This is a genomic window from Actinosynnema pretiosum (genome assembly GCF_002354875.1).
In the GTDB taxonomy this organism is placed as follows: Bacteria; Actinomycetota; Actinomycetes; order Mycobacteriales; family Pseudonocardiaceae; genus Actinosynnema; species Actinosynnema auranticum.
The window spans coordinates 7,186,925-7,210,811 of record NZ_CP023445.1 but is presented as its reverse complement, the minus strand read 5'-3'; the positions used below and the strand labels follow the sequence as shown (position 1 = coordinate 7,210,811).

Below are 23,887 nucleotides of genomic sequence, written 5' to 3'. Positions count from 1 at the left end.
TTGACGGGAGGACCGCGGTGAAGGACTTCGAGCCGTCCGAGTGGGCGCTCGCTCAGTTCGGCGACCAGGCGAAGGCCGTGATCACCAGCGTGGTGGTCGGGCTGCACCGGGCGCAGCAGGCGGCCTGGCGGGTGCAGGCGGCGGCCACCGCCGAGGGCATCCGCAACAAGCGCGCGTACGGCAGCATGTGGGACTCCCGGTACAACCTGGTCGTCCAGCAGTTCGACCTCGCCCACCTGCCCGGCTACCGGCCGTTCCACCCGCGTGGCGCCCCCTACAAGCTCGCGCTCGTCAACGACCGGGTGCTCATCCCGTTCCGGCACTCGACGTCGCTGGCCAAGTCGATCCACCGGGCCAAGATCCGCGCCGACGTGCCGCTGCGGGTGTCCAGGGGGCTGGGCGTCGAGGCGTCGCCGACGCTGTTCGACCTGCCCGAGCCGGAGGCCGAGCCGTCGCTGCAGGACGCCGCGATCGCCGCGCACCAGGCGAACCTGACCGTGGTCTACGTCGGGTTCGTCGCCAACGCGGACGCCGACCGGGTGCTGGAGGCCTGGTGGGGCGAGGCGATCGCGCTGGAGGACAACGGGCGGATCATGTGGTCGCCGGAGAAGCTCCCGGTGGACGCGGTCGAGCCCGCCGACTACGCGCAGGACGACGACCCCGGCGCGCTCCCCGGCACGGGCGGCGCCGCGGCCGACGAGGGCAAGCCGCCGGTGCTGCGGCTGGTCAGGGGCGCCGGTCCGGCGGGTGCCTGAGCTGGTCCCGACCCGCCTCACCCAGGCCCGCCACCTCGCGGGCCTGACCAGGCGCGGGCTCGCCGACCTGGTCGGGGTCACGCCCACGGCGGTGGGCCAGTACGAGCAGGGCGCCCACCGCCCGCGCCCCGCGCTGCTCGCCGCGCTGGCCGCCGCGCTCGACGTGCCGACCCCGTTCCTGACCGCCGACCGCCCGCACCCCCGCCTGGACCCGGCGTCCGCGCACTTCCGCAGCCTCCGCGCCACCCGCTCCTACCAGCGCGCGAAGGCCGTGGCGCACGCCGAGCAGACCTGGGAGCTGGCGTCCGCGCTGGAGCGCCGCGCCCCGCTGCCCGCCGTCGACCTGCCCCGCCTGCCGGGGGACCCGGTCGCCGCGGCCAGGGCGCTGCGCGCGGCGTGGCGGCTGGGCGCGGGCCCGGTCCGGGACCTGGTGCGGCGCATGGAGGAGCGCGGCGTGCTGGTGCAGTGCCCGCCCCGCGACCCGGACCTGGAGACCGTGGACGCGTTCTCCACCGCCGCGCCGCACCGCCCGGTCGTGGTGCTCACCCCGAACCGCGCCGACGACGTCCACCGCCACCGCTTCAGCGCCGCCCACGAGCTGGGCCACCTGGTGCTGCACGGCGACCGCGCCCCCGGCGGCGCGGCGGGCGAGCGGGCGGCCGACGTGTTCGCCGCCGAGTTCCTCGCGCCCGCCGACGCCATCCGCCCCGAGCTGCCGCGCCGGGCCGACCTGCGGCGGCTGGCCGAGCTGCGGCGCGCGTGGGGCGTGTCGGCGACGTGCCTGCTGCGCCGCTGCCACGAGCTGGGCCTGCTGTCCGACTCGGCGGCGGGCCGGGCCCACCTGCGGCTGCGCGCGTCCCCGGAGTTCGAGCCGAGCCCGCTGGCCGGGCACCCCGGCGAGCAACCGGCCGCGCTGCGCGGGGCGTTCGAGGCGGCCCACGGCCCCGCGCGGGACGCCGCCGTCACCGCCCTGGCGGCCGAGCTGTCCTGGCGACCGGCGCGCGTGCGGGAGCTGCTGGCCCTGCCCTGAGGCCCGGCCCGACCCCACGCGCCGACCAAGATCCACCGGGTGCGATGTTGTGCCGCATGGACTACACCCACCTGGGGCGCTCCGGCCTCTCCGTGTCCCGGATCTGCCTGGGCACCATGAACTTCGGCCCGGTCGCGTCCGAGACCGACAGCCACGCCATCATGGACCGCGCCCTGGAGCACGGGATCAACCTCTTCGACACGGCCGACGTCTACGGCTGGAAGACCGGCGAGGGCGTCACCGAGCAGATCATCGGCCGGTGGTTCGCGCAGGGCGGCGGCAGGCGGGACAAGACCGTCATCGCCACCAAGGCGCACAACAGCATGGGCGACTGGCCGAACGAGACCCACCTGTCCGCGCTGCACATCCGCAAGGCGTGCGACGCGTCGCTGCGGCGGTTGAACACGGACTACATCGACCTGTACCAGATGCACCACGTCGACCGGTCCACGCCGTGGGAGGAGATCTGGGAGGCGTTCAGCGTCCTGCGGCAGCAGGGCAAGGTCGTGTACTTCGGGTCGTCCAACTTCGCCGGGTGGCACATCGCGCAGGCCCAGGAGGCGGCGCGCTCGCGCGGGTTCCTCGGCCTGGTCAGCGAGCAGTCGGTGTACAACCTGGCGAACCGGTTCGCGGAGCTGGAGGTGCTGCCCGCGGCGCGGCACTACGGCCTGGGCGTGATCCCGTGGTCGCCGCTGGCGGGCGGGGTGCTCGGCGGGGTGCTGCGCAAGCGCCGCGAGGGCACGGCCAACCGGGGCGTCGACGACTACGCGAAGGGCGACCTGGCGAAGCTGGAGCGGTCCCTGGAGGCGTACGAGGCGCTGTGCGAGGAGCTGGGCGAGCACCCGGCGCACGTGGGCCTGGCGTGGCTGCTGCACCAGGAGGGCGTGACGGCGCCCCTGGTCGGGCCGCGCACGGTCGAGCAGCTGGACGGGTCGCTGCGGGCGGTGGAGATCCAGCTGGACGCCGAGGTCCTGGCGAAGCTGGACGAGCTGTTCCCCGCGCCTGGCCCGAACGGCAGCAAGCCGGCGCCGGAGGCGTACGCCTGGTGAGGGAGCGGGTACCCGGTGGCCGCAACCGACGTCGACGAGGGGAACGCGGAATGCGCCGCACCACCCGCACCACCGCCATGGTCAGCCTGCTCGCGGCCTGCGCCGCCGTCACGGCCTGCGGGTCGTCCACGCCCGGCAGCGCCTCACCCGGCAGCGGGTCGGGCGACGGTTCGGCGGTGGTCTCCACCGAGCCCGCGCCGTCGAGCCAGGCGCCGACCGGGCAGGCGGGGGACGGGCAGGCCGCCGCGGCGGAGTGCGCCAGCCTCACCCCGTCCACCGGGAAGCCGCAGGGCGACGCGCAGAAGAAGCTCCCGGTGGTCATCACCAACACCGGCGACACCGCCTGCACCCTGTCGGGCTTCCCCGGCGCGCAGCTCGTCGGCGCGGACGGCCACACCTGGGACCTCACCCGCTCCAGCGACACCACGCCCGAGGTCACCCTCCAGCCCGGCGAGGCGGCCACCAGCTACCTGTCGTTCCTGCCCGCCTCCGCCGACCCGTGGGACGTCAAGACCCTCCGGGTGACCCCGCCGAACACGACGGCCACCGTCGACCTGCCGTGGGCCTTCGGCCCCGTCGCGCTCCAGGACGGCGCCACCCGGCCCGGCAGCTACATCGGGCCCGTCAACGGCTGACCGGCCCGCACCGGGCCCGTGAACGACGGGAGGGGCGCCCGCCACGAAGGCGGGCGCCCCTCCCGTCGAACAGTCACAGCACCGCAGGAACTAGTCCTCCGGGTCGTCCTCGTCGTCGCGCGCCAGGTACGTGGCCAGCCGCTCGACCGCCGTCTCGAACTCCGGGTTCGCGTCCACGAACCCGCGCAGCTTGTCCGCCAGCCAGGCGAGGGAGACCTCTTCCTCGCCCCGCCTGGACTCCAGCTCCTCGATGCCCCGGTCGGTGAAGTACACGGCGGCCTACTCGAAGGCCTTCGTGATGATCTCGCGCTGCTCGACCTCGTGCACCTTCGACGACCCGGCCGACGGGGCGGCCATGCGGCGGCGGGACACGCGGGTCAGGCGGTAGCGCTCCGGCAGCAGCTCCGGCAGGTGCAGGCCGTAGAACGTCCACGCGCCCTGGTTCGCGGGCTCCTCCTGCACCCAGCGCACGTCGGTCGCGTTCGGGTAGGCCTCCAGCGCCTCGTTCAGCTTCCGCTTCGGCACCGGGTACAGCTGCTCGACGCGCACGATCGCGGTGTCCTTCGCGCCCCGCTTCTCGCGCTCGGCCACCAGCTCGTAGTAGATCTTGCCGCTGCACAGCAGGACCTTCGTGACGGCCGAGCTGTCCTCGATCGCCGCGTCGTCGATGACCGACTTGAAGCGCTCCTCGACGAAGTCCTCCACCGGGCTGACGGCGGCCTTCAGGCGCAGCATCGACTTGGGGGTGAACACCACCAGCGGCCGGTTCACGCCGTCGAGGGCGTGCCTGCGCAGCAGGTGGAAGTAGTTCGCCGGCGTCGACGGCACCGCGATGGTCATCGAGCCCTCCGCGCACAGCTGGAGGAACCGCTCGATGCGCCCCGACGTGTGGTCGGGGCCCTGGCCCTCGTGGCCGTGCGGCAGCAGCAGCACGACGTCCGAGACCTGGCCCCACTTCGCCTCACCGGACGAGATGAACTCGTCGATGATCGGCTGCGCGCCGTTGACGAAGTCGCCGAACTGCGCCTCCCACAGCACCAGCGCGTCCGGGTTCGCCACCGAGTAGCCGTACTCGAAGCCGAGCGCGGCGAACTCCGACAGCACCGAGTCGTACACCATGAACTTGCCCTGGTCGTCGGCCAGGTTCTGGATCGGGGTGTACTCCTGACCGGTCTTGCGGTCGATCAGGGTGGCGTGCCGCTGGGTGAACGTGCCGCGCCGCGAGTCCTGCCCGGCGAGGCGGACCGTGCGGCCCTCGTGCACCAGCGAGCCGAACGCCAGCAGCTCCGCGTACGCCCAGTCGATGCCGCCCTCGCGGGCCATCTTGGCGCGCCGCTCCAGCACCGGCTTGACGCGCGGGTGCGGGGTGAAGCCCTCGGGCAGCTCCACGTGGGCGTCCGCGATGCGCTCCAGCACCTCGCGCGGCACCCCGGTCGGCAGCTTCGCCGGGACCTGCTGCTCCTCCTCCACGGAGGGGGACGCCTTGATCGGGTGCTTCTCCAGCTCGCGCACCTCGTTGAAGACGTGCTCCAGCTGCGAGGAGAAGTCCTGGAGGGCTTTCTCGGCCTCCTCCACGGAGATGTCGCCGCGACCGATCAGCGCCTCGGTGTAGGTCTTGCGCACCGAGCGCTTGGTGTCGATCACGTCGTACATCGCGGGCTGCGTCATCGACGGGTCGTCGCCCTCGTTGTGCCCGCGACGGCGGTAGCACACCATGTCGATGACGACGTCCTTGTTGAACGCCTGGCGGTAGTCGACCGCCAGCTTCGCCACCCAGTAGCAGGCCTCGGGGTCGTCGCCGTTCACGTGGAACACCGGCGCGCCGATCATCTTCGCGACGTCCGTCGAGTACTTCGACGAGCGCGAGTTCTCCGGCGCGGTGGTGAAGCCGACCTGGTTGTTGACGATCACGTGGACCGTGCCGCCGGTGCGGTAGCCGCGCACGAGCGCCAGGTTCAGCGTCTCGGCGACCACGCCCTGACCGGCGAACGCGGCGTCGCCGTGCATGGCGACGGGCAGCACCGGGAAGCTCTCGCCGCCCATGTCGAGGATGTCCTGCTTGGCGCGGACGATGCCCTCCAGCACCGGGTCCACGGCCTCCAGGTGCGACGGGTTCGCGGTCAGCGACACCTTCGTCTCACCGTCGCCGAACATCCGGAAGTACTTGCCCTCGGCGCCCAGGTGGTACTTGACGTCGCCGGAGCCGTGCGCCTGGCCGGGGTCGAGGTTGCCCTCGAACTCGCGGAAGATCTGCGAGATCGGCTTGCCCACGATGTTGGCCAGGACGTTCAGGCGACCGCGGTGCGGCATCCCGATGACGACCTCGTCCAGCTCGTGCTCGGCGGCCTTGTCCAGCACCGCGTCGAGCAGCGGGATGACGGTCTCGCCGCCCTCCAGCGAGAAGCGCTTCTGGCCGACGTACTTGGTCTGCAGGAAGGTCTCGAACGCCTCGGCGGCGTTGAGCTTCGACAGGATGTACTTCTGCACGGTGGCCGGGGGCTTCTCGTGCGGGACCTCGACGCGCTCCTGGATCCAGAGGCGCTCCTCCGGGTCGAGGATGTGCATGTACTCCACGCCGACGGTGCGGCAGTAGGAGTTGCGCAGCACGCCCAGGATGTCGCGCAGGCGCATCCGCTCCTTGCCCGCGAACCCGCCGACCGGGAACTCCCGGTCCAGGTCCCACAGGGTCAGGCCGTGCGACAGGACGTCGAGGTCCTGGTGCTTGCGCTGGCGGTAGTTCAGCGGGTCCGTGTCGGCCATCAGGTGGCCGCGGGTGCGGTACGCGTCGATCAGCTCGATGACGCGGGCGGTCTTGTCGACCGCGCCCTCGGGGATGTCGGCGACCCAGCGGATCGGCTCGTACGGCAGGCGCAGCGACGTGAAGACGTCGTCGTAGAAGCCGTCCTCGCCCAGCAGGAGCTGGTGGACGCGCTTGAGGAACTCGCCCGACTCCGCGCCCTGGATGATGCGGTGGTCGTACGTGGAGGTCAGCGTGATGATCTTGCTGACGCCCATGTCGGTCAGGGCCTGCTCGCTGGTGCCCTGGAAGTGCGCGGGGTACTCCATCGCGCCGACGCCGACGATCGTGCCCTGGCCCGCGGTCAGGCGCGGAACCGAGTGGTTCGTGCCGATGGTGCCGGGGTTGGTCAGCGAGATCGTGGTGCCGGAGAAGTCCTCGGCGGTCAGGGAGCCGCCGCGGGCCTTGCGGATCAGGTCCTCGTAGGCCTGCCAGAACTGCGTGAACGTCATGTTCTCGCAGCCCTTGACCGAGGCGACGACCAGCGTCCGGCTGCCGTCCTTGCCGGGCAGGTCGATCGCCAGGCCGAAGTTCACGTGCTCGGGCGTGACCACGTGCGGCTTGTTGTTGATCTCGGCGTAGTGCCGGTTCATGTTCGGGAACGCCTGGAGCGCCCGGACCACCGCGTAGCCGATCAGGTGCGTGAAGGAGACCTTCCCGCCCCGCGTGCGCTTGAGGTGGTTGTTGATCACGATCCGGTTGTCGGCCAGCAGCTTCGCCGGGACGGCGCGCACGCTGGTCGCCGTCGGAACCGTCAGCGACAGCTCCATGTTCTTGGCGATCGCCGCCGCGGCTCCGCGCAGCTGCTTCTGCTCGGGCCCCTTCGCCTGCTGCACCGGCGCGGCCTTGGCGGCCTGCGCGGGAGCGGGCTTGGCAGCCGGGGCGGCAGCGGGCTTGGCGGGCGCCGCGGCCTTCGGCTGGGGGGCGCTCGACGGAGCGGGTGCGGCGGGCGTCGTGGCGGCGGGCGCGGTGCTCGCGGCCTGCTTGGCCGCCGCGGGCGCGCCCGTCGACGCGGCCTTCCCGGTGTCAGCCTGGGTGGCCGCCGTGGGGGCGGCGGTCGTGGTGGACCCGTTGCGCTGCGTCGACTTGTAGTCGGCGAAGAAGTCGTGCCACGCGGGGTCTACCGACGACGGATCGGCGAGGAACTGCTCGTACATCTCCTCGACCAACCACTCGTTGGGGCCGAACTGTGAAGCAGGACTGCTGGACACGGCTGGCGCTCGCCTCTATCCATCTCGCTCTTGGTGTTGACTCACTCATGGGTCAGGCTAGTCCCCCGTCTGGTGCAGTTCCCACACAGGAGGGGACGTGCAAGGAGTGCTCGGTCACAGGATCGATCAGGATCGTCTCCGCGTTGCGGCACTTGAGCAACCCTTGACGTGACACGTCGTGCTTTTTCCGGGGCTCGGGATCCCCGTGGTGCTCTGAGCTGCGACGTTGCGCTGAGCGCAGCGTGCGGTCGGGGTCGGGTCGGGGCAGGTCGGGGGCGGTCGCCCGACTCCCAGTAGAGCGCAGGCGGCGCGTCGCGTGGGGCGGGAAACCGACCAACCTCAACCGGCCGGGTGGACTAGTTGATCCGTGTGGGTGCCCGTTTTGGGGCGGGGTGAAGCGTTCGGGAGCCGATGGGTTCGGGTGGGTGGTCGGGTTGCTGCTTTCAGGGGGATGGGACTTGGTCCTGGTGACGGAACGTGTTGGGACACTTGGCGAAGTGCCCCGCTGATCGGCCGCTCCCGGCACGGCGCGGCGGCGCCGCGCGAGGGAGGGGGCGGGCGTCCGGGGCTGCGGGGGCAGGGGGTCGGGAGGTCCCGGTGATCGTGCGGTCGGTGGCGCTCGGCTGCTGCGGGGGAGGGGTGGGGGCTGCTCGAAGCGCACGTCACAGCGCTGCGCCCGGCCGAAGCGCACGTCACAGCGACACGCCCGGATGCGCGGGGGCGCGAGGCGGGCGTGTGCGCGGCGTGAGGTGGAATCGGGGGGAGGGGGTTTGTTGACTGTCTACAAAACGCGCGTTCGGGGAAGCCGGCCGTGCGCACGCCGAGAGCGACCCGGCACGCGCCGTCGCGGGGGTGGGTGACGTGGCGTCACGAGCGGGCGGGAGGGGGCGTTCGTGGACGGCGGGTGGGAGCGGGTGCGGGAACAGCGTTTCGCGACGGCGGGGCGGGGTGGCTGGGCGCTGGGCTCAGGGCGCAGGAAGCAGGGCGCAGGACGTGGGTGGCGGGGCAGATGGCTGGCGGGCAGATGGCTGACGGGGCGGGTGGCTGGCAGGGGTGGGATGTCCCTCGGCCGCTCATGCCGAGCAAGCGTTTGCGTCCGTGTCGTGCCCGTGCTTACCGCTGATACCGCTGTGCCTGCGCGTCTGTGCCAAACCAGGGTTGCATTAGCCCCGAGCCCCGAGCCCCGAGCCCCGAGCCCCGAGCCCCGAGCCCGGCGTCCGGCGTCGCCCGGCGTCCGGCGTTCGGCGCCCCGCGTCTCGCCCCCGTTGTTCGGTTGTCGGTCAGCCTCGAGGGGCGTCACCCGCCTTGGCGGTCGTGGCCACGCCGTTCGTGCCCGTCGTGGCCGCGCCCTCCGCGATCGCGCCCCCGTCTGCGGCACTCCCGTCCGCCGCCCCTGCGCCTGCCGCCCCTGCGCCTGCCGCCTCCGCGCCGCCCGCCTCCGAGCCTTCCCCGCCTTCCGCTCCCCCGTGCTCCGGCGCCCCGTGCGCCCACAGGCGCGCGTACTGCCCGCCCAGCGCCAGCAGCTCCTCGTGCGTCCCCTCCTCGGCCACCCGGCCGCCCGACAGGACCACGATGCGGTCCGCCCGCGCGGCCGTCGCCAGGCGGTGGGCGACCACGAACGTGGTCCGGCTGCCCGACAGGTGGTCGCTCGCCGCCAGCACCGCCGACTCGGTCGCCGGGTCCAGCGCGGCCGTCGCCTCGTCCAGCAGCAGCACGTCCGGGCGCACCAGCTCCGCCCGCGCCAGCGCCACCAGCTGCCGCTGCCCGGCCGACAGCCCCTGCCCGCGCTCGCCCACCTGCTGCCTGAACCCGTTCGGCAGGGCCGCGACCACCGGCAGCGCGCCCACCGCCCGCACCGCCTCCTCGACCTCGGCGGGCGTCGCGCCCGGCCTGCCGTACGCGACGTTCTCCGCCACGTCCCCGCCGAACAGGTGCGCCTCCTGCGGCACCACGCCCAGCCGCCGCCGGAACGCGCCCAGGTCGTACTCGCGCACGTCCCTGCCGTCCACCAGCACCCGGCCGCCGGTCACGTCGTAGAACCGCGCCACCAGCTTCACCAGCGTCGACTTGCCCGCCCCGGTCTCCCCGACCAGCGCCACCGTCTCGCCCGCCCGCACCCGCAGCGACACCCCGTCCAGCGCGGGCTCCTCCGCCCCCGCGTACCGGAACACCACGTCCCGCAGCTCCACCTCGCCGCGCAACCGCTCCACCGGAGCCGGGTCGGCGGCGGGCGGCACGGTCGTCGGGGTGCGCAGCAGGTCGCCGATCCGGGTCAGGCCCACCCGCGCCTGCTGGTAGCCGTCGAACACCCCGGACAGCTGGAACAGCGGCGAGAAGAACAGCCCCAGGTACAGCACGAACGCCAGCAGCACGCCCGGCGACAGGCTCCCGTCCGCCACCCGGTACGCGCCCACCACCAGCACCGCCGCCTGCGCCACCCCGGACAGCAGCGCCAGGAACGGGAAGTACGTCGCGATGTACCGCTGCGCCCTGATCCTGGCCCGCCGGTACGCGTCGCTGCGCGCGGCGAACGCCTCCGCCGACCGCTCCTCCCGCGTGTACGCCTGCGCGACCCGCAGCCCCGACACGTTCTCCTGCAGGTCCGCGTTCACCGCGCTGACCCGCTCCCGCGCCTCCGCGTACGCCCGCGACGACACCCGTTGGAACAGCACCGTCGCCACCGCCAGCACCGGCAGCACGGACAGCGCCACCAGCGCCAGCCCCGGATCGGTCACCACCAGCGCCACCGCGATGCCCGCCACGGTCAGCACGCTGATCACGAACGTGGTCAGCCCGGTCTGCAGGAAGCTCGACAGCGCGTCCACGTCCGTGGTCATCCGGGTCATGATCCGCCCGGCCATCTCGCGCTCGTAGTAGTCCAGCCCGAGCCGCTGCAGGTGCGCGTAGCTGCGCACCCGGAGCAGGTACAGCAGCCGCTCGCCGACCCGCGCGGTCAGCACCGTGCCGATCCGGGTGGAGCACCAGCCGACCGCGACCAGCAGCAGCCCGACCAGCGACACCACCCACAGCGCACCCTGCTCGCCGCCGCCGACGCCCCGGTCGACGCCGATCCGCACCAGGTTCGGCAGCGCGATCGCGAGCGAGGTGTCCACCAGCAGCAGCGCGCCCACGGCGACCATCGACCAGCGCACCGGGCGCAGCAGCCTGAGCAGCCGGAACCCCGGATCGGGCGCGCTCGGGTCCTCGCCGGGCAGCCGGGGCTCCTCGGTGGCGGGCGGCAGCGACCGCACCCGCTCCACCAGCTCCGGGGTCGGCGGCGCGCCACCGGCCAGCGCCGAGGTCCCCGGCCCGCGCCTGCCGCCGGACGGCGCGGCGACGGACCGGTTCTCCGCGCGCAGCACCAGCTCGTCGTCGACGACCTCGGGCCACAGCGCGGGCGTCACGCCCGTAGGGGCGGACGACGAGGCGGATCCCGCGCCGGACGACGGTGACGCCCCCGCGCCGGACGACGAGGTGGACCCCGCGCCGGACGGCGGGGCGGACCTGGTGCCGGAGGTCGCGGCGTCCGCGCCGGACCGCTCGCCGGTCTGCTCGGTCGAGCCCTCGGCCGACTGGCTCGCGACGTTCTCGCGACGCGGGTCCGCGCGCCGCCCGGCCGGGTCCGCGCCCGGCCAGGGCGCGCTCACCCCGCCGTTCCGCGCCGCCGCGCCCGAGGCCCGGTCGACCGCACCCGCGCCGTTCCCGCCCTCCGGGCCCGCCGCCAGCCCGGACTCCGCCACCCCGGCTCCGGTCATTCCGGCCTCGGCGACCCCGGCCCCGGCGACCCCAGCCCCGGCAACCCCGGCTCCGGCAACCCCGGCTCCGGCAATCCCGGCTCCGGCAACCCCGGCCACTCCTGCCCCGGCCATCCCGACCTCGGCAACCCCGCCCCCGGCCGCCCCAGCCCCGGCAACCCGCTCGATCGCCTCACCCGGCCCGGCCAGCAGCTCCCGGTACAGCTCGCAGCGCCCCCACAGCTCCGCGTGCGCCCCCACGTCCACCACGCGCCCCGCGTCCAGCACCGCGATCCGGTCCGCCAGCGCCAGCGACGACCTCCGGTGCGCCACCAGCAGCGTCGTCCGCGTCGCCGTCACCGACGCCAGCGTCCGGTGGATCGCCGCCTCGGTCGCCGTGTCCACCGCCGACGTCGCGTCGTCCAGCACCAGCACCCTCGGGTCCGACAGCAGCGCCCGCGCCAGCGCCACCCGCTGCCGCTGCCCGCCCGACAGCGTCAGCCCGCGCTCCCCGACCACCGCCCCGTACCCGCCGGGCAGCGCCGAGATGAACCCGTGCGCCTCCGCCGCCCGCGCCGCCGCCTCGACCTCCGCGTCGGTGGCGTCCGGCCGCCCGTACGCGATGTTCGCCCGCACCGTGTCCGAGAACAGGAACGCCTCCTCGAACACCACCCCCACGGTCCGCCGCAGCGACCCCAGCCGCAGCCCGCGCACGTCGACCCCGCCGACCGACACCGAGCCCTCGTGCACGTCGTAGAACCGGGGCAGCAGCAGCGACACCGTCGACTTGCCCGACCCGGCCGTGCCGACCAGCGCCAGCGTCTCGCCCGGCGCGACCTCCAGCGACACCCCGGACAGCACCGGCTCGCTGCGCGCGTACCCGAACACCACCCCGTCCAGCCGCACCCCGACCGGCCCGTCGGGCACGTCCACCGCGTCCGGCGCGTCCACCACGGCGGGCTGCGAGTCGACCAGCTCGTACACCCGCTCCACACCAGCCCGCGCCAGCTGCGCCGTCACCATCAGGCTCGCCAGCAGCCGCGTCGGCCCGATCAGCGCCGCGACGTAGCTCGCGAACGCCAGGAACGTCCCCAGCGACACCTCGCCGCGCAGCGCCAGCCACCCGCCCGCCGCGAGCACCGCCACCTGCCCCGCGTACGGCAGCGCGTTCAGCGTCGCCGACGGCCGCGCCGTCAGCCGCGCCGCCCGCATCCGCTCCGCGAACAGCACCCGCGCCCGCCGCTCCAGCGCCGCGACCTCCCGCGCCTCCTGCCCGAAGCCCTTGACCACGCGCACCCCGGTCACGGTCTCCTCGACCTGCTGCGCCACGTCCGCCGCCCGCTGCTGCGCCGACCAGGTCGCCGGGAACAGCGTCATCCTGGTCCGCGCGGCCACCACCCCCACGGCGGGCACGATCACCAGCGCGATCAGCGTCAGCGGCGGCGAGAGCCAGCACATCGCGACCAGCGAGGCCAGCGCGAACGCGACCGTGCCGAACGCCAGCGGCGTCATCGACAGCAGGCTCTGCACCAGTTGCAGGTCGGTGATCGACCGCGACACCACCTGCCCGGTCCGCAGCACGTCCTGCTTCTGCCCGTCCAGCCGCTGCACCGACGAGAACACCGCCTGCCGCAGGTCGTGCTGCACGTCCACGGCCAGCCGCCCGCCCAGGTACCGCCGGACGAACGCGGTGCCGAACGTCAGCAGCTCCACCCCCACCAGCACCGAGGCCAGCAGCGCGAGCCGGTCGGTCCGCCCAGCCACCGCGTCGTCCACCGCGACCTTCAGCAGCAGCGGCCCGGCCGCCTGCAGGCCCACGCCGACGACGGCGGCGAGCACCGACCACACCACGAGGGAGCGGTGCTGCCAGCACGCCGAGGCGAGTCTGCGGATCCAACCGGGGAAGTTCGTCACGATCTCCACACTAGGTCGGTCCCCCGACAGATCAGCGGGCCGCTTCCGGCCTCCGGGACGACTCAGGGCCGCCTCCCGGAGGGAGACGGCCCTGAGCTGCGGCAACGCCGCGAACATCTACCTGATCAGGTGATGTCGCGCTTCTGCGTCACGGCCCAGCCGCCCGCGAAGAACACCGCGGTCCAGCCGAGGAACACCAGCGTGCTCAGCCACCAGTCCAGCGCGCCCGCCGCGCCCGCGGCGCCCATCAGGACCTCCTTGAGGCCGTCCGGGACCACGCCGACGTTGCCCATGAACACGTCGGCCGCCACACCGCCGGTGATGCCGTTGGCCGCGCCGTTCGGCAGGAACGCGATCACCGACGACAGGTCCTGGAACTGGAGCACCAGCTGCAGGCCGTTCTCGATCACCAGCATGTACAGCACCAGCACCACGGTCGTGCCGACGGTGCTGTTCATCAGCGCGCCGACGCCGACGCCGAACATGGTCATCAGCATCGTGGACAGCACGCCGACCGCGCACAGCGCGAACCAGCCGCCCGCCTCGGGCAGCTGGCCGGAGTCGGCGGTCAGCGCGATGCCGATGCTGACCGTGGTCACGATGACCAGGCCGTAGATCGCGCCCCAGGCCAGGTAGACGACCATCTTCGCGGTCATCGCCGACACCCGGTTCGGCGCGGTGAGGAACGTCGTGGTGATCGTCTTGCGGTTGAACTCGCTCGCCACCGCCAGCCCGCCGAAGATCATCGGGAAGATCGTGGCGATGTTGATGCTGCGGGTGATGCCGAACACCGACAGCTTCCACTGGTCGGCGGACACGCCCAGCAGCCCGCCGAGCAGCACGTCGCCGTCCTCGGACGTGAGCGCCTCGCCGATGCTCTGGAGCAGCGCGCCGGTGCCCAGCGCCCAGCCCAGCGCCAGCAGCACCGTCGGGATCATCAGACCCCACCACAGGCCCGTGGTGGTGGTCTTGCGGAACTCCGCGCTGATCAAGCCGCCCATCACGCACCGCCCCCGAGACCGCTCTGCCCCTGCTGACCCTGCTGGTTGCCGCCGGGCGGCGGCGCGTACGGCGAGTCGGGGGTCGGCGGCGCCTGGTGGTCCGGCGCGGCCGGGAACTGGCCCGACGTCGGCTGCTGGTAGCCCTGCTGCTGGTAGGCCTGCTGCGGGTCGTACCCCGGCTGCCCCTGGTAACCCGGCTGCGGCTGCTGGTAGGCCTGCTGCTGCGGGTCGAAGCCCTGCTGCTGGTAGCCCTGCGGCGGCTGCTGCGGGTAACCCTGCGGGGCCTGCTGCTGGTACGCCTGCTGCGGGTCGTAGCCCGGCTGCCCCTGGTGACCCGGCTGCTGCGGGTAGCCCGGCTGGGCCGGGTAGCCGGGGGGCGGGGTGTGGTAGCCGGTCTGCTGCGGCGCCTGCTGCTGGTAGGCCTGGGCGAAGCCCGGAGGCGGCGGCTGGTAGCCCGGCATCGGCGCGCCCGTGTACTGGCCGCTCGTCAGCTGGAAGAATAGCCGCTCCAGGTCGACCCGCTCCTCCTGGATGCCGTACACCGACACGCCCGCCTTCAGCGCGACGTCCGCGATGTGCTTCGGCTCGGCCCCGCTGACCGCGATCCGGCCGTCCGGGGTCTGCTCGATCGCCGACAGCCCGTCCGCCTGCAGCGCCGCGACCAGCTGCGCCGGGTCGGACGGCTGCACCAGCACCCGGTTCTGCTGGGAGCCGCGCAGCTGGTCCAGCGACCCGTAGTACATGGTCTGGCCCCGGCTGACGATCACCACCTGGTCGACCGTCTGCTCGACCTCGGCCAGCAGGTGGCTGGAGATCAGCACCGTGCGACCGCTGCGCGCGTACGACTGGAGGAACTGGCGCAGCCAGGCGATGCCCTCGGGGTCGAGGCCGTTCGCGGGCTCGTCCAGCACCAGGATCTGCGGGTCGCCGAGCAGCGCGGTGGCCAGTGCCAGCCGCTGCTTCATGCCGAGCGAGAAGCCACCGGCCTTGCGGTCGGCCGCCGCCCCCAGCCCGACGAGCTGGAGCACCTGGTCCGCCCGCTGGTCGGGCACGCCCATCGCCGCCGCGTACACCCGCAGGTGGTTGCGGGCCGTCCGCGACGGGTGGACGCCCTGCGCCTCCAGCACCGCGCCCACCACGCGGCCGGGGTTCCCCAGCTCGGTGAAGGGCCTGCCGTTGATCAGCGCGGTGCCCGCCGTGGGCGTCACCAGGCCGAGCAACATGCGCAAGGTCGTAGTCTTTCCGGCCCCGTTGGGGCCGAGGAAGCCGGTCACCGAACCCGGTTCCACCGTGAAGCTCAAGTTCTGCACCGCCGCGACCGGACCGAACTGCTTGGTCAAGCCCTGCACCACGATGCGGCCACTGCCGTCGTGCACGCCGTCCCTCCCGAATGTGCTGCTCGGGGGCCCATCCTGCCCTAGACGGGTCAGTCGGGGAGGGCGTGTCGCGGTTTCGACACCACGACGGGGATCTCCTGGGTGACCTCCTCGGGCCCCTCCGGGTCGGGCTCGGGCGCGCTCCCCGGTTCGGTGAACGCGGTCTGGCGGGTGAACGGGTTGCGCAGGGGCCTGCGCCGCTCGCGGTGCGGGACGCCGTCCCCGATCAGGTGCTGGTGGGCCATCGTCCAGACCTGGCACGGCCACTTCTTGTGCCGCAGCACGCCGGGGCACGCGCGGCAGCGGCCGTCCGGATCGGGCTGGTGAACGGTGAGCAGCAGCCTCCAGCCGTCGGCGAGGCGGTGGATCTCGGCGCGGGCGAGCGGCACGAGGGAGTCGGCCTCGCCGCTCTCGGCGGCCTCGTCCAGCAGGGCCAGGCGGCGCAGGACGGCGGCGCGCAGCGACTCGTCCACGGCGCTCACGCCCCCTTCGCGGTCGGGGTCGTTCGCCCGAGCGGGTGGACTTCCCCAGGAGGGGGAGAGGTGTCCGGTCCGGCGGGCGCAGTGGTGGAGATCACGGTCGGCGCGGAGCGCGCACCCGGCGCGTCGGCGCGGTGGGGCCGCGGCGTGTCGAGCGCGGGGCCGGTCGCCGCGCGAGGACCCGAGCGGGGGCGCCCGCCGGGGCGCGCGCCGCGCCCCGCGCCGGTCGCGGGGCTGGTCACCGCACCGGTGGTGGCGCCGATCACCGCGCCCGGCGCTGCGCCGGGGCTGGTGCCGGGGGTGGTGCGCGCGGTCCGGCCGCGGGGTCGTGTCACGGGTGCTCCGATCCGGGTCGGCGGTGCTGGGTGCCGGGGACCGGGGCGCGTGCCCACGCGACGCCGCGCGACCCCGTCATGACCATCGGTCGCGGGCGCGCGAGTGCTTACCCGTGAACACCGGATTCACTCGTTTGCTTGAGCATTCCGGCATACCGCGTGCGGATCGACCCGCGTGTCACTTCGGTGGGGTGCTGGGCAGCGGGGGCCGTTGCCGGCTAAGATGGTGGCGCGGCCCGCTCCCAGTGACCCCCAGGCTGGTTGAGCGGGTCGCCTCTTCTTCTCCAGGCGAAGGGGCGCCCACCGGAAGCCGGTGGGCGCCCCTTCGCCGTTCCCAGGGCCTCGGCGGGTCAGACCGGGTACGGCGCGTGCTCCAGGTCGTGCGCGAGCGCCACCGGGCCGTTGGTCAGCGCGCCCCGGTGGGTGTTCAGGCCCAGCGCCAGCGCGTGGTCGGCGCGCAGCGCCTCCCGCCAGCCCCGGTCGGCCAGCGCCGCCGCGTACGGCAGCGTCACGTTGGTCAGCGCGTACGTCGAGGTGCGCGGCACCGCCCCCGGCATGTTCGCGACGCAGTAGAACACCGAGTCGTGCACCGGGTAGGTCGGGTCGGCGTGCGTGGTCGGCCGCGAGTCGGCGAAGCAGCCGCCCTGGTCGATCGCGATGTCCACCAGCACCGAGCCCGGCCGCATCCGCGCCACCAGCGCGTTGTCCACCAGCTTCGGGGCCCGCGCGCCCGGCACCAGCACCGCGCCGATCACCAGGTCCGCCTCCAGCACGGCCTGCTCCACCGCGTACCGGGTCGACGCGACCGTGCGCAGCCGGTTCCCGAAGCGCGCGTCGATCTGCCGCAGCCGGTCCACGCTGGTGTCCAGCACCTCCACGTCCGCGCCCATGCCGACCGCGATCGTCGCCGCGCTGAGCCCGGCCACGCCGCCCCCGATCACCACCACCCGCGCCGGGTGCACGCCGGGCACGCCGCCGGGCAGCACCCCGCGCCCGCCGGACGGCTTCATCAGCGCGAACGCCCCCACCTGCGGCGCGAGCCTGCCCGCCACCTCCGACATCGGCGCCAGCAGCGGCAGCGCGCCGCCGGCCGACTGCACCGTCTCGTAGGCGATCGCGGTCGTGCCCGAGGCCAGCAGCGCCTCGGTCAGCGGCCGGTCCGCCGCCAGGTGCAGGTAGGTGAACAGCACCTGGCCCTCCCGCAGCCTCGGGTACTCCTCGGCCACCGGCTCCTTCACCTTCAGCACCAGCTCGCCCTCGGCCCACACGTCGTCGGCCGAGGCCAGCACCTTGGCGCCCGCCGCCAGGTACTCGTCGTCGGGGATCGCGGAGCCGAGGCCCGCGCCCGCCTCGACGAACACCTCGTGGCCGCGCGCGGACAGCTCGTGGGCGCCAGCCGGGGTGAGGGCGACGCGGTACTCGTGGTTCTTGACCTCGCGGGGGACTGCGATGCGCACGGTGACCTCCTTCGCTGCGGTGATTGCCTAAAGGTCGGGTACCCGCCGCGGGGTGTCATCGTGCTCACAGCACGAACGGGACCCCCGGCGCTTGTGCGCGCCGACCAATCGTTGACACCCCTCGGGGCGGGCACCTAGCGTTCGGGACTCAACTGAACATCGGCCGCGGCGTCCCTGGCGGGGCGCCGGATCACCGGCGGGAGAGTCCTCGGGAACAGCCGGGGCGCCGAAGGAGCAAGTACCCCGCACACTCTCAGGCAACGGGAACCGCCGGGGTGAGGCCGCTCTGGAAAGCGCACCCCGAAGGGGGAGGCGCACCCACGGTGCAAGCCGCTCGCGCGGCGAAGCTCTCAGGTACCAGGACAGAGTGGGGGATCAACCCACCACAGGTCCCGCGACAGGAGCGCCGCCGTGCCCGCATTCCCCGAGAACCTGCTGTACACCGCCGACCACGAGTGGGTCGACTGGACGCCCGGCACCCAGGAGCCGGTGTCGGTCGGCATCACCTCGTACGCCGCCGAGTCGCTGGGCGACATCGTGTTCGTGCAGCTGCCCGAGGTGGGCGAGCGCGTCACGTCCGGGCAGGTGTGCGGCGAGCTGGAGTCGACCAAGTCGGTCAGCGACCTGTACGCGCCGGTGAGCGGCGAGGTCGTGGAGGTCAACACCGGCGCGGTGGAGGACCCCGCGCTGGTCAACGGCGACCCGTACGGCGGCGGGTGGCTGTTCAAGGTCCGGGTCGAGAGCGCCGAGGGGCTGCTCACGGCCGCGAAGTACGCCGAGCTGACCGGGGACTGACCGGTGGCGATCAGCGTCTTCGACCTGTTCTCCGTCGGCATCGGGCCCTCCAGCTCCCACACGGTGGGCCCGATGCGGGCGGCGGCCACGTTCGCGGAGCGGCTGCGCGGGGTGTCCGGTCAGGTGCGCCGGGTGCGGGTGGAGCTGTTCGGCTCGCTCGGCGCCACCGGGCACGGGCACGGCAGCCCCAAGGCCGTGCTGCTCGGGCTGGAGGGCAACAAGCCGGAGGAGGTCGACCCGGTCGCCGCGGAGGCGCGGGTGGCCGAGATCCGGGCGGCGGGCGCGCTGCGGCTCGGCGGCGGCGCGGAGATCGCGTTCCGCGAGCCCGACGACCTGGTGATGCACCGCCGCAAGTCGCTGCCGCTGCACCCGAACGGGATGGTGTTCGAGGCGTTCGACGCGGCCGGGGCGAGCCTGGACCGGGCCGAGTACTACTCGGTCGGGGGCGGGTTCGTGGTCGACGAGCACGCGTCGGGCGCGGACCGCATCAAGCCCGACACGACCCCGCTGGCCCACCCGTTCCGCACCGGCGACGAGCTGCTGGACCTGACCGCGTCCACCGGGCTGCGGATCAGCGAGGTGATGCTGGCGAACGAGCTGGCGTGGCGCAGCGAGGACGAGGTGCGGCGGGGGCTGCTGCACATCTGGCAGGTGATGCAGGACTGCGTCGAGCGCGGCTGCACCGAGCAGGGCGTGCTGCCGGGCGGGTTGAAGGTGCGGCGGCGGGCGGCGGAGATGCGGCGGTCGCTGCGCGACGAGCACTACGCCACGGACCCGCTGCGGGTGATGGACTGGGTGACGCTGTTCGCGCTGGCGGTGAACGAGGAGAACGCGGCCGGGGGGCGCGTGGTGACCGCGCCGACGAACGGGGCGGCCGGGATCGTGCCCGCGGTGCTGCACTACTACGCGCGGTTCGTGCCGGGCGCCTCGGACGACGGCGTGGTGCGGTTCCTGCTGACGGCGGGGGCGGTGGGGGTGCTGTTCAAGGAGAACGCGTCCATCTCCGGGGCCGAGGTGGGGTGCCAGGGGGAGGTCGGGTCGGCCTGCTCGATGGCGGCGGCGGGGCTTGCCGAGGTGCTGGGCGGGACCGCGACGCAGGTGGAGAACGCGGCGGAGATCGCGATGGAGCACAACCTCGGGCTGACGTGCGACCCGATCGGGGGGTTGGTGCAGATCCCGTGCATCGAGCGGAACGCGCTGGCGTCGATCAAGGCGATCACGGCGGCGCGGATGGCGCTGCGGGGGGACGGGTCGCACTTCGTGTCGTTGGACAAGGTCATCAAGACCATGCGGGACACGGGGAAGGACATGAAGGTCAAGTACAAGGAGACGGCTCGGGGTGGGCTCGCGGTGAACGTCATCGAGTGCTGAGCCGCTGCCTCCGAAGCCCTCCCGAAGTGACGTGGGCCCGCGCACCGACCGGTGCGCGGGCCCACGCGTTCGAGTCCTGCGTTCGGAGTTCCGCGCCCGCCTCCGGCCTCAGGCGTTCGGCAGCGCCGCCTCGACCGCGCGCACGACCGCCTCGTCCTCCGGCTCGGTCCTCGGGCGGAAGCGGGCCAGGACCTCGCCGTCGGGGGACAGCAGGAACTTCTCGAAGTTCCACTGCACGTCGCCCGCCGCGCCGTCCGTGTCCGCGCTCTCCACGAGGGCCTCGTACACCGGGTGCCGGTTCTCCCCGTTGACCTCGACCTTCTCGAACATCGGGAACGTCACGCCGTACGTCGCCGAGCAGAACGTGGCGATCTCCTCCGCCGTGCCCGGCTCCTGGCCGCCGAACTGGTTGCACGGGAAGCCCACCACGGAGAAGCCCTGCGGGGCGTACTTCGCGTGCAGCCGCTCCAGCGCCGAGTACTGCGGGGTCAGCCCGCACCTGGAGGCGACGTTGACCACCAGCAGCGCCTTGCCCCGCAGTGAGCCGAGGCTGCTCGGCTCGCCCGCCAGGGTGTTCACCGCGATGTCGTGGATGCTCATGGCGCACAGGCTACGGGGCTGGAGCGGGCCGTCCGGGTGACGCGCGCCGGTGGTGCGAACGGGCGGGGGTTTCCCTTGCGTTTCACGGATGTGAAGGACTGTTGACAAGGCAAACCCGCCCTCCCTACGGTCAGAGGCGCGGGCCCGGCCCGCCCACAGACCCCCGGCGGGGGCCACGACTTCGGCGGCGGTGTCGTGGGTCCCGCCGGGCCTTTTGTGTTGTGGGGGCGGACTTCCCGCGGATCAGTCCTTCTCGAACGAGAACACGGACTTGGTCACCGAGCCCATCACGCACGGGTTCGAGTACTCGCCGGAGAACGAGCGCGTCTGACCGCGCCACACGCCCAGCACGGACACCTTGATCGGGTTGTACTCCATCGTGCAGACCTGGTTCGAGTCGCGCATCCGGCCGACGTGGCCGTTCACCTCGGCCAGGGCCAGGCAGGCCTGCCACGCTCTCTGGTGCGTGCCGCTGGGCGGGTCGCAGCGCAGGAGCGCCTGCTCGTGCTCGCCACCGGAGTCGACCTTGGTGAGGACCAGGACGGTGGGCTGGTAGAGCGGCAGGATGCCGGGACCCGAGTCGGGGGTGGCCGCGGCCTGCGCCGGGAGGGCGAGCACGGGCGCCAGGGCGGCGGCGGCCACGAGGAGTGGAATAGGTGTCATGGGATTCACATTGCGCGGTGATGCTCCGGCACTCCAGCCCGCTCACCGCATCGTGTGACCCAGGTGGGTTGATCGGTTGAGGTTGGTGCTTCAATACTTGTCTTACCGGGGGTATTGTTTGAATAAGTCCTGGTGAGGTGGTGTTCGCGGTGAGTGTACGGTCGGGGTGGATGACGGTCGCGGACGCGGCGGCCCGGCTCGGGGTGACTCCGGAGCGGGTGCGCGAGGTCGCTGCCACCGGACGCCTGGAGGTCTTGCGGTTGGGGCCGCGCAGCACGCTGGTCAGCGCGGAATCCGTGGCGCGCAGGGTGGCCGGGGCCCCTGGGGCCGGTCGGCCGCTGTCGGCTCAGGGGGCCTGGAGCGTGCTGCTGCTCGCTTCCGGGATCACCCCGCCGTGGGCCGTGCCCACCCGGTACCGGGGGTTCGCGCGACGGCCGCTCCGGGAGTGGCCGAAGCTCATGGCTCGGCGGAGCCGGGTGTGCCGGGTTCGGGTGCTCGGAGCGGTGCGGGAGAGGTTGGTTGGCCGGCCCGATGTGGTGGTGGGGGGCGCTGCCGCAGCCGACCGGCACGGGTTGGGACTGGTCGTCCCCGGTGATGACCCGGTTGAGCTGTACCTGCCGCCGGAGGTCGAGGCCGAACTGCGAGGTCGGCGGGGGATCGGGTGGGATTCGCCCAACCCCAACGTGGTGCTGCGCGTCCTGCCGCCGTTGTCGTGGGGAGCCCTGTTCGCGGACGGTGTGGTGCCGAAGGCCGTCGCGGCGGCGGATCTGCTCGACCTCGGTGACGACCGGTCGCGCAGGGTGGCGGCGGAGTTGCTCGGGCGGGACCGCTAGCCTGCCGCGCCATGAGCGAGTCCCGGTGGCCGCAACTGCCCGTGATCGGTGACGTGGCCCTGCCCGAGCGGGATGGGGCGTTGTGGACGCCCCTGCTCGACCTGAGCAGGCGCCTGCCCGACGAGCACGTGGTCATCGGCGGGGTGATGGTCTACCTCCACGGCCTGGTCGCCGGAAAGCCACCCCACCGCGTCACCCGCGATGTGGACGTGCTGTTCAACGTGCTCGTGGGTGGTGTCCTGCCCGAAGCCGTGGGAGTTCTGGAAGGGCTGGGGTACCGGCTCGACCCCGCCAGCCCCGCTGACTCCGCCCACCGCTACCTGGGACCGTGCGGCGAGCAGGTTGACGTCCTGGCCCCGATGTTGAGGAACAGGCGCTCGAAGCCAAGCCTGGTCACCACCCCGCCCAACCGGACCATCGAGGTTCCGGCGGGGCAGGAGGCGTTGGAGCACCGGGTCGTCCTGCGGGCGGCGCACGGCGACGACGCGGCGGAGATCGTCGTGCCCGACACGGCCAGGGCGCTCAAGCTCAAAGCCGCCGCCTACGCGCAGCACCACCGAGCCCGCCCCTCCGAGGCGTGGAACTCCCGGCACCTGACCGATCTGGCGTTCCTCTGCTCGGTGATCGACGACCCGGACGCCGTGCGGGACGCCCTCGGGACCCCGCCCGTTGGCGGTCACCTCGCGCTCGCCGCCGTGCTCGACCCGCCGTCCCACAGCGCTTGGACCGCGCTCGGGGAAGCCGCCGAGGACGCGCGGTTGGTGTGGGAGGTGCTCCGCGAGCCGTGACCTACAGCTCCACCACCCGCCCCGCCCGCGCCGACTCGAACGCCGCCTCCACGACCTCCAACCCCGCGATCGCGTCCCCCACCGGCACCGGGGACTCCCGCCTCGCCACGGCCGCGTAGAAGTCCTGGTACGCGCCGCGCTCCAGCTCCACCGGCGCACCGCCCAGCGTCGCCGGACCGGTGTCGTGGCCCCACCCCGGCCCGCCCGGCAGTTCGCCCGCGCGCAGGGCAGCCTCCTGCGGGTCCATCCCGTGCTTCACGAACGACGACCGCGACCCCAGCACCCGGAACCTCGGCCCCTGGTCGTTCGCCAGGGCCGACGCCCACAGGTGGGACACCTCGCCGCCCTCGTGGGTCAGAGCCAGGAAGGCGTCGTCGTGGGCCTGGGCGCCCTCCCGCAGCGCGCGCACCTCCGCGTACACCGACCGCGGCCTGCCGAACAGCGCCACGGCCTGGTCCACCAGGTGCGTCCCCAGGTCGTACACGACGCTCCCCAGCGCCTCCGGGTCCGCCGACTCCTTCCACCCCGGCTTCACCTCCGGCCTCCAGCGCTCGAACCTCGACTCGAACCGGTGGACCGACCCCAGCGAGCCGTTGCGCACCAAGGACGCCACCGTGCGGAAGTCGCCGTCCCAGCGGCGGTTGTGGAACGGGGCCAGCAGCAGGCCCCGCGCCCGCGCCAGGTCCGCCAACGAGCGCGCCTCCGCCGCCGTCGCGGCGAACGGCTTGTCCACCACCACGTCCAGCCCGCGCTCCAGCGCCGCCCGCGCGTGCGCCGCGTGCAACCGGTTCGGGGTCGTCACCACCACCAGGTCGAAGTCCGCCGCCCTCGACCACAGCTCCTCCGCCGACCCCAGCACCTCCACCCACGGGTACCGACTTCCCACCTCACCCGATCGGGAGGTGACGACGGCTGACAGGGTCAGGCCCTCGGCGGTAGACAGGAACGGTGCGTGGAAAGCGGTTCCGCCCAGGCCGAAACCGAGCAGTGCGGTGCGCATTCCGCCGAGCGTAGAACAAGCGGCCCGTCCAGTGGTTCCCACCACGCGGAACGACCTGCGCCCC

18 protein-coding genes and 1 riboswitch are annotated in these 23,887 nt (G+C 73.4%); of the genes, 8 read left to right on the top strand and 10 right to left on the bottom strand.

Features of this window, described 5'->3' with window-relative positions; all coding sequences use genetic code 11:
• Positions 1–17: 17 nt before the first annotated feature.
• Genes CNX65_RS30810 through CNX65_RS30795 form a run of 4 tightly spaced genes read left to right on the top strand, consistent with a single transcriptional unit; the run spans position 18 to position 3,469 of the window.
• Positions 18–755 (top strand): hypothetical protein, encoded by a 738-nt coding sequence (locus tag CNX65_RS30810; RefSeq protein WP_096496872.1) that lies wholly within the window; start codon positions 18–20, stop codon positions 753–755.
• On the top strand, positions 748–1,785 hold the full coding sequence (locus CNX65_RS30805) for an XRE family transcriptional regulator (protein WP_096496871.1): 1,038 nt from the start codon (positions 748–750) through the stop codon (positions 1,783–1,785). Before CNX65_RS30810 ends, CNX65_RS30805 begins: the two co-directional genes overlap by 8 nt.
• A gap of 56 nt (positions 1,786–1,841) precedes the next feature.
• Positions 1,842–2,834, top strand: coding sequence for an aldo/keto reductase (locus CNX65_RS30800; protein WP_096496870.1), 993 nt, complete (start codon positions 1,842–1,844; stop codon positions 2,832–2,834).
• Between the two features lie 50 nt (positions 2,835–2,884).
• A complete protein-coding gene (locus CNX65_RS30795; RefSeq protein ID WP_096496869.1) occupies positions 2,885–3,469 on the top strand; it encodes a DUF4232 domain-containing protein in 585 nt (194 codons plus the stop codon).
• A 90-nt stretch (positions 3,470–3,559) separates the two neighbouring features.
• Here the strand turns inward: CNX65_RS30795 and CNX65_RS30790 are convergent, their stop codons facing one another.
• From CNX65_RS30790 to ald, 7 genes are all read right to left on the bottom strand, one after another.
• A complete protein-coding gene (locus CNX65_RS30790) occupies positions 3,560–3,742 on the bottom strand; it encodes a DUF6104 family protein (RefSeq protein ID WP_015804942.1) in 183 nt (60 codons plus the stop codon).
• Between the two features lie 6 nt (positions 3,743–3,748).
• Positions 3,749–7,423, bottom strand: coding sequence for a multifunctional oxoglutarate decarboxylase/oxoglutarate dehydrogenase thiamine pyrophosphate-binding subunit/dihydrolipoyllysine-residue succinyltransferase subunit (locus CNX65_RS30785; protein ID WP_232520081.1), 3,675 nt, complete (start codon positions 7,421–7,423; stop codon positions 3,749–3,751).
• Positions 7,424–8,757: 1,334 nt separating this feature from the next.
• Positions 8,758–13,242 carry an ABC transporter ATP-binding protein gene (locus CNX65_RS30780; protein WP_096496867.1) on the bottom strand — a complete coding sequence of 1,495 codons (4,485 nt, stop codon included), beginning with the start codon at positions 13,240–13,242 and terminating at the stop codon, positions 8,758–8,760.
• Positions 13,243–13,250: 8 nt separating this feature from the next.
• A complete protein-coding gene (locus CNX65_RS30775; RefSeq protein ID WP_096496866.1) occupies positions 13,251–14,126 on the bottom strand; it encodes an ABC-2 transporter permease in 876 nt (291 codons plus the stop codon).
• A complete protein-coding gene (locus CNX65_RS30770) occupies positions 14,126–15,502 on the bottom strand; it encodes an ABC transporter ATP-binding protein (protein ID WP_096496865.1) in 1,377 nt (458 codons plus the stop codon). Before CNX65_RS30770 ends, CNX65_RS30775 begins: the two co-directional genes overlap by 1 nt.
• Positions 15,503–15,552: 50 nt before the next feature.
• The gene (locus CNX65_RS30765; RefSeq protein WP_232520079.1) at positions 15,553–15,984 is read right to left on the bottom strand and encodes a hypothetical protein; all 432 of its coding nucleotides are present in this window, start codon (positions 15,982–15,984) and stop codon (positions 15,553–15,555) included.
• Positions 15,985–16,666: 682 nt separating this feature from the next.
• Positions 16,667–17,773, bottom strand: coding sequence for an alanine dehydrogenase (gene ald, locus CNX65_RS30755; RefSeq protein WP_096496863.1), 1,107 nt, complete (start codon positions 17,771–17,773; stop codon positions 16,667–16,669).
• A 187-nt stretch (positions 17,774–17,960) separates the two neighbouring features.
• Positions 17,961–18,053, top strand: a riboswitch (glycine riboswitch).
• A 131-nt stretch (positions 18,054–18,184) separates the two neighbouring features.
• On the opposite strand from ald, the gene gcvH reads away from it, so the two are divergent.
• Both gcvH and CNX65_RS30745 read left to right on the top strand, forming a co-directional pair.
• Positions 18,185–18,568 (top strand): glycine cleavage system protein GcvH, encoded by a 384-nt coding sequence (gene gcvH, locus CNX65_RS30750; protein ID WP_015804935.1) that lies wholly within the window; start codon positions 18,185–18,187, stop codon positions 18,566–18,568.
• A gap of 3 nt (positions 18,569–18,571) precedes the next feature.
• A complete protein-coding gene (locus CNX65_RS30745) occupies positions 18,572–19,939 on the top strand; it encodes an L-serine ammonia-lyase (protein WP_096496862.1) in 1,368 nt (455 codons plus the stop codon).
• Positions 19,940–20,047: 108 nt separating this feature from the next.
• Here the strand turns inward: CNX65_RS30745 and CNX65_RS30740 are convergent, their stop codons facing one another.
• Positions 20,048–20,539, bottom strand: coding sequence for a glutathione peroxidase (locus CNX65_RS30740; protein WP_096496861.1), 492 nt, complete (start codon positions 20,537–20,539; stop codon positions 20,048–20,050).
• 243 nt (positions 20,540–20,782) lie between these two features.
• Positions 20,783–21,202 carry a subtilase-type protease inhibitor gene (locus CNX65_RS30735; protein WP_096496860.1) on the bottom strand — a complete coding sequence of 140 codons (420 nt, stop codon included), beginning with the start codon at positions 21,200–21,202 and terminating at the stop codon, positions 20,783–20,785.
• 170 nt (positions 21,203–21,372) lie between these two features.
• Here CNX65_RS30735 and CNX65_RS36495 point away from each other — a divergent pair, with 170 nt between their 5' ends.
• Both CNX65_RS36495 and CNX65_RS30725 read left to right on the top strand, forming a co-directional pair.
• Entirely contained in the window at positions 21,373–22,035 is a 663-nt protein-coding gene (locus CNX65_RS36495; RefSeq protein WP_096496859.1) for a hypothetical protein, read from the top strand.
• A gap of 11 nt (positions 22,036–22,046) precedes the next feature.
• Positions 22,047–22,823: a hypothetical protein gene (locus CNX65_RS30725; RefSeq protein WP_096496858.1), complete on the top strand. Its 777-nt coding sequence runs from the start codon at positions 22,047–22,049 to the stop codon at positions 22,821–22,823.
• Position 22,824: 1 nt separating this feature from the next.
• Here CNX65_RS30725 and CNX65_RS30720 read toward each other — a convergent pair whose 3' ends face one another.
• Positions 22,825–23,823: a Gfo/Idh/MocA family oxidoreductase gene (locus tag CNX65_RS30720; RefSeq protein WP_096496857.1), complete on the bottom strand. Its 999-nt coding sequence runs from the start codon at positions 23,821–23,823 to the stop codon at positions 22,825–22,827.
• Positions 23,824–23,887 lie beyond the last annotated feature (64 nt).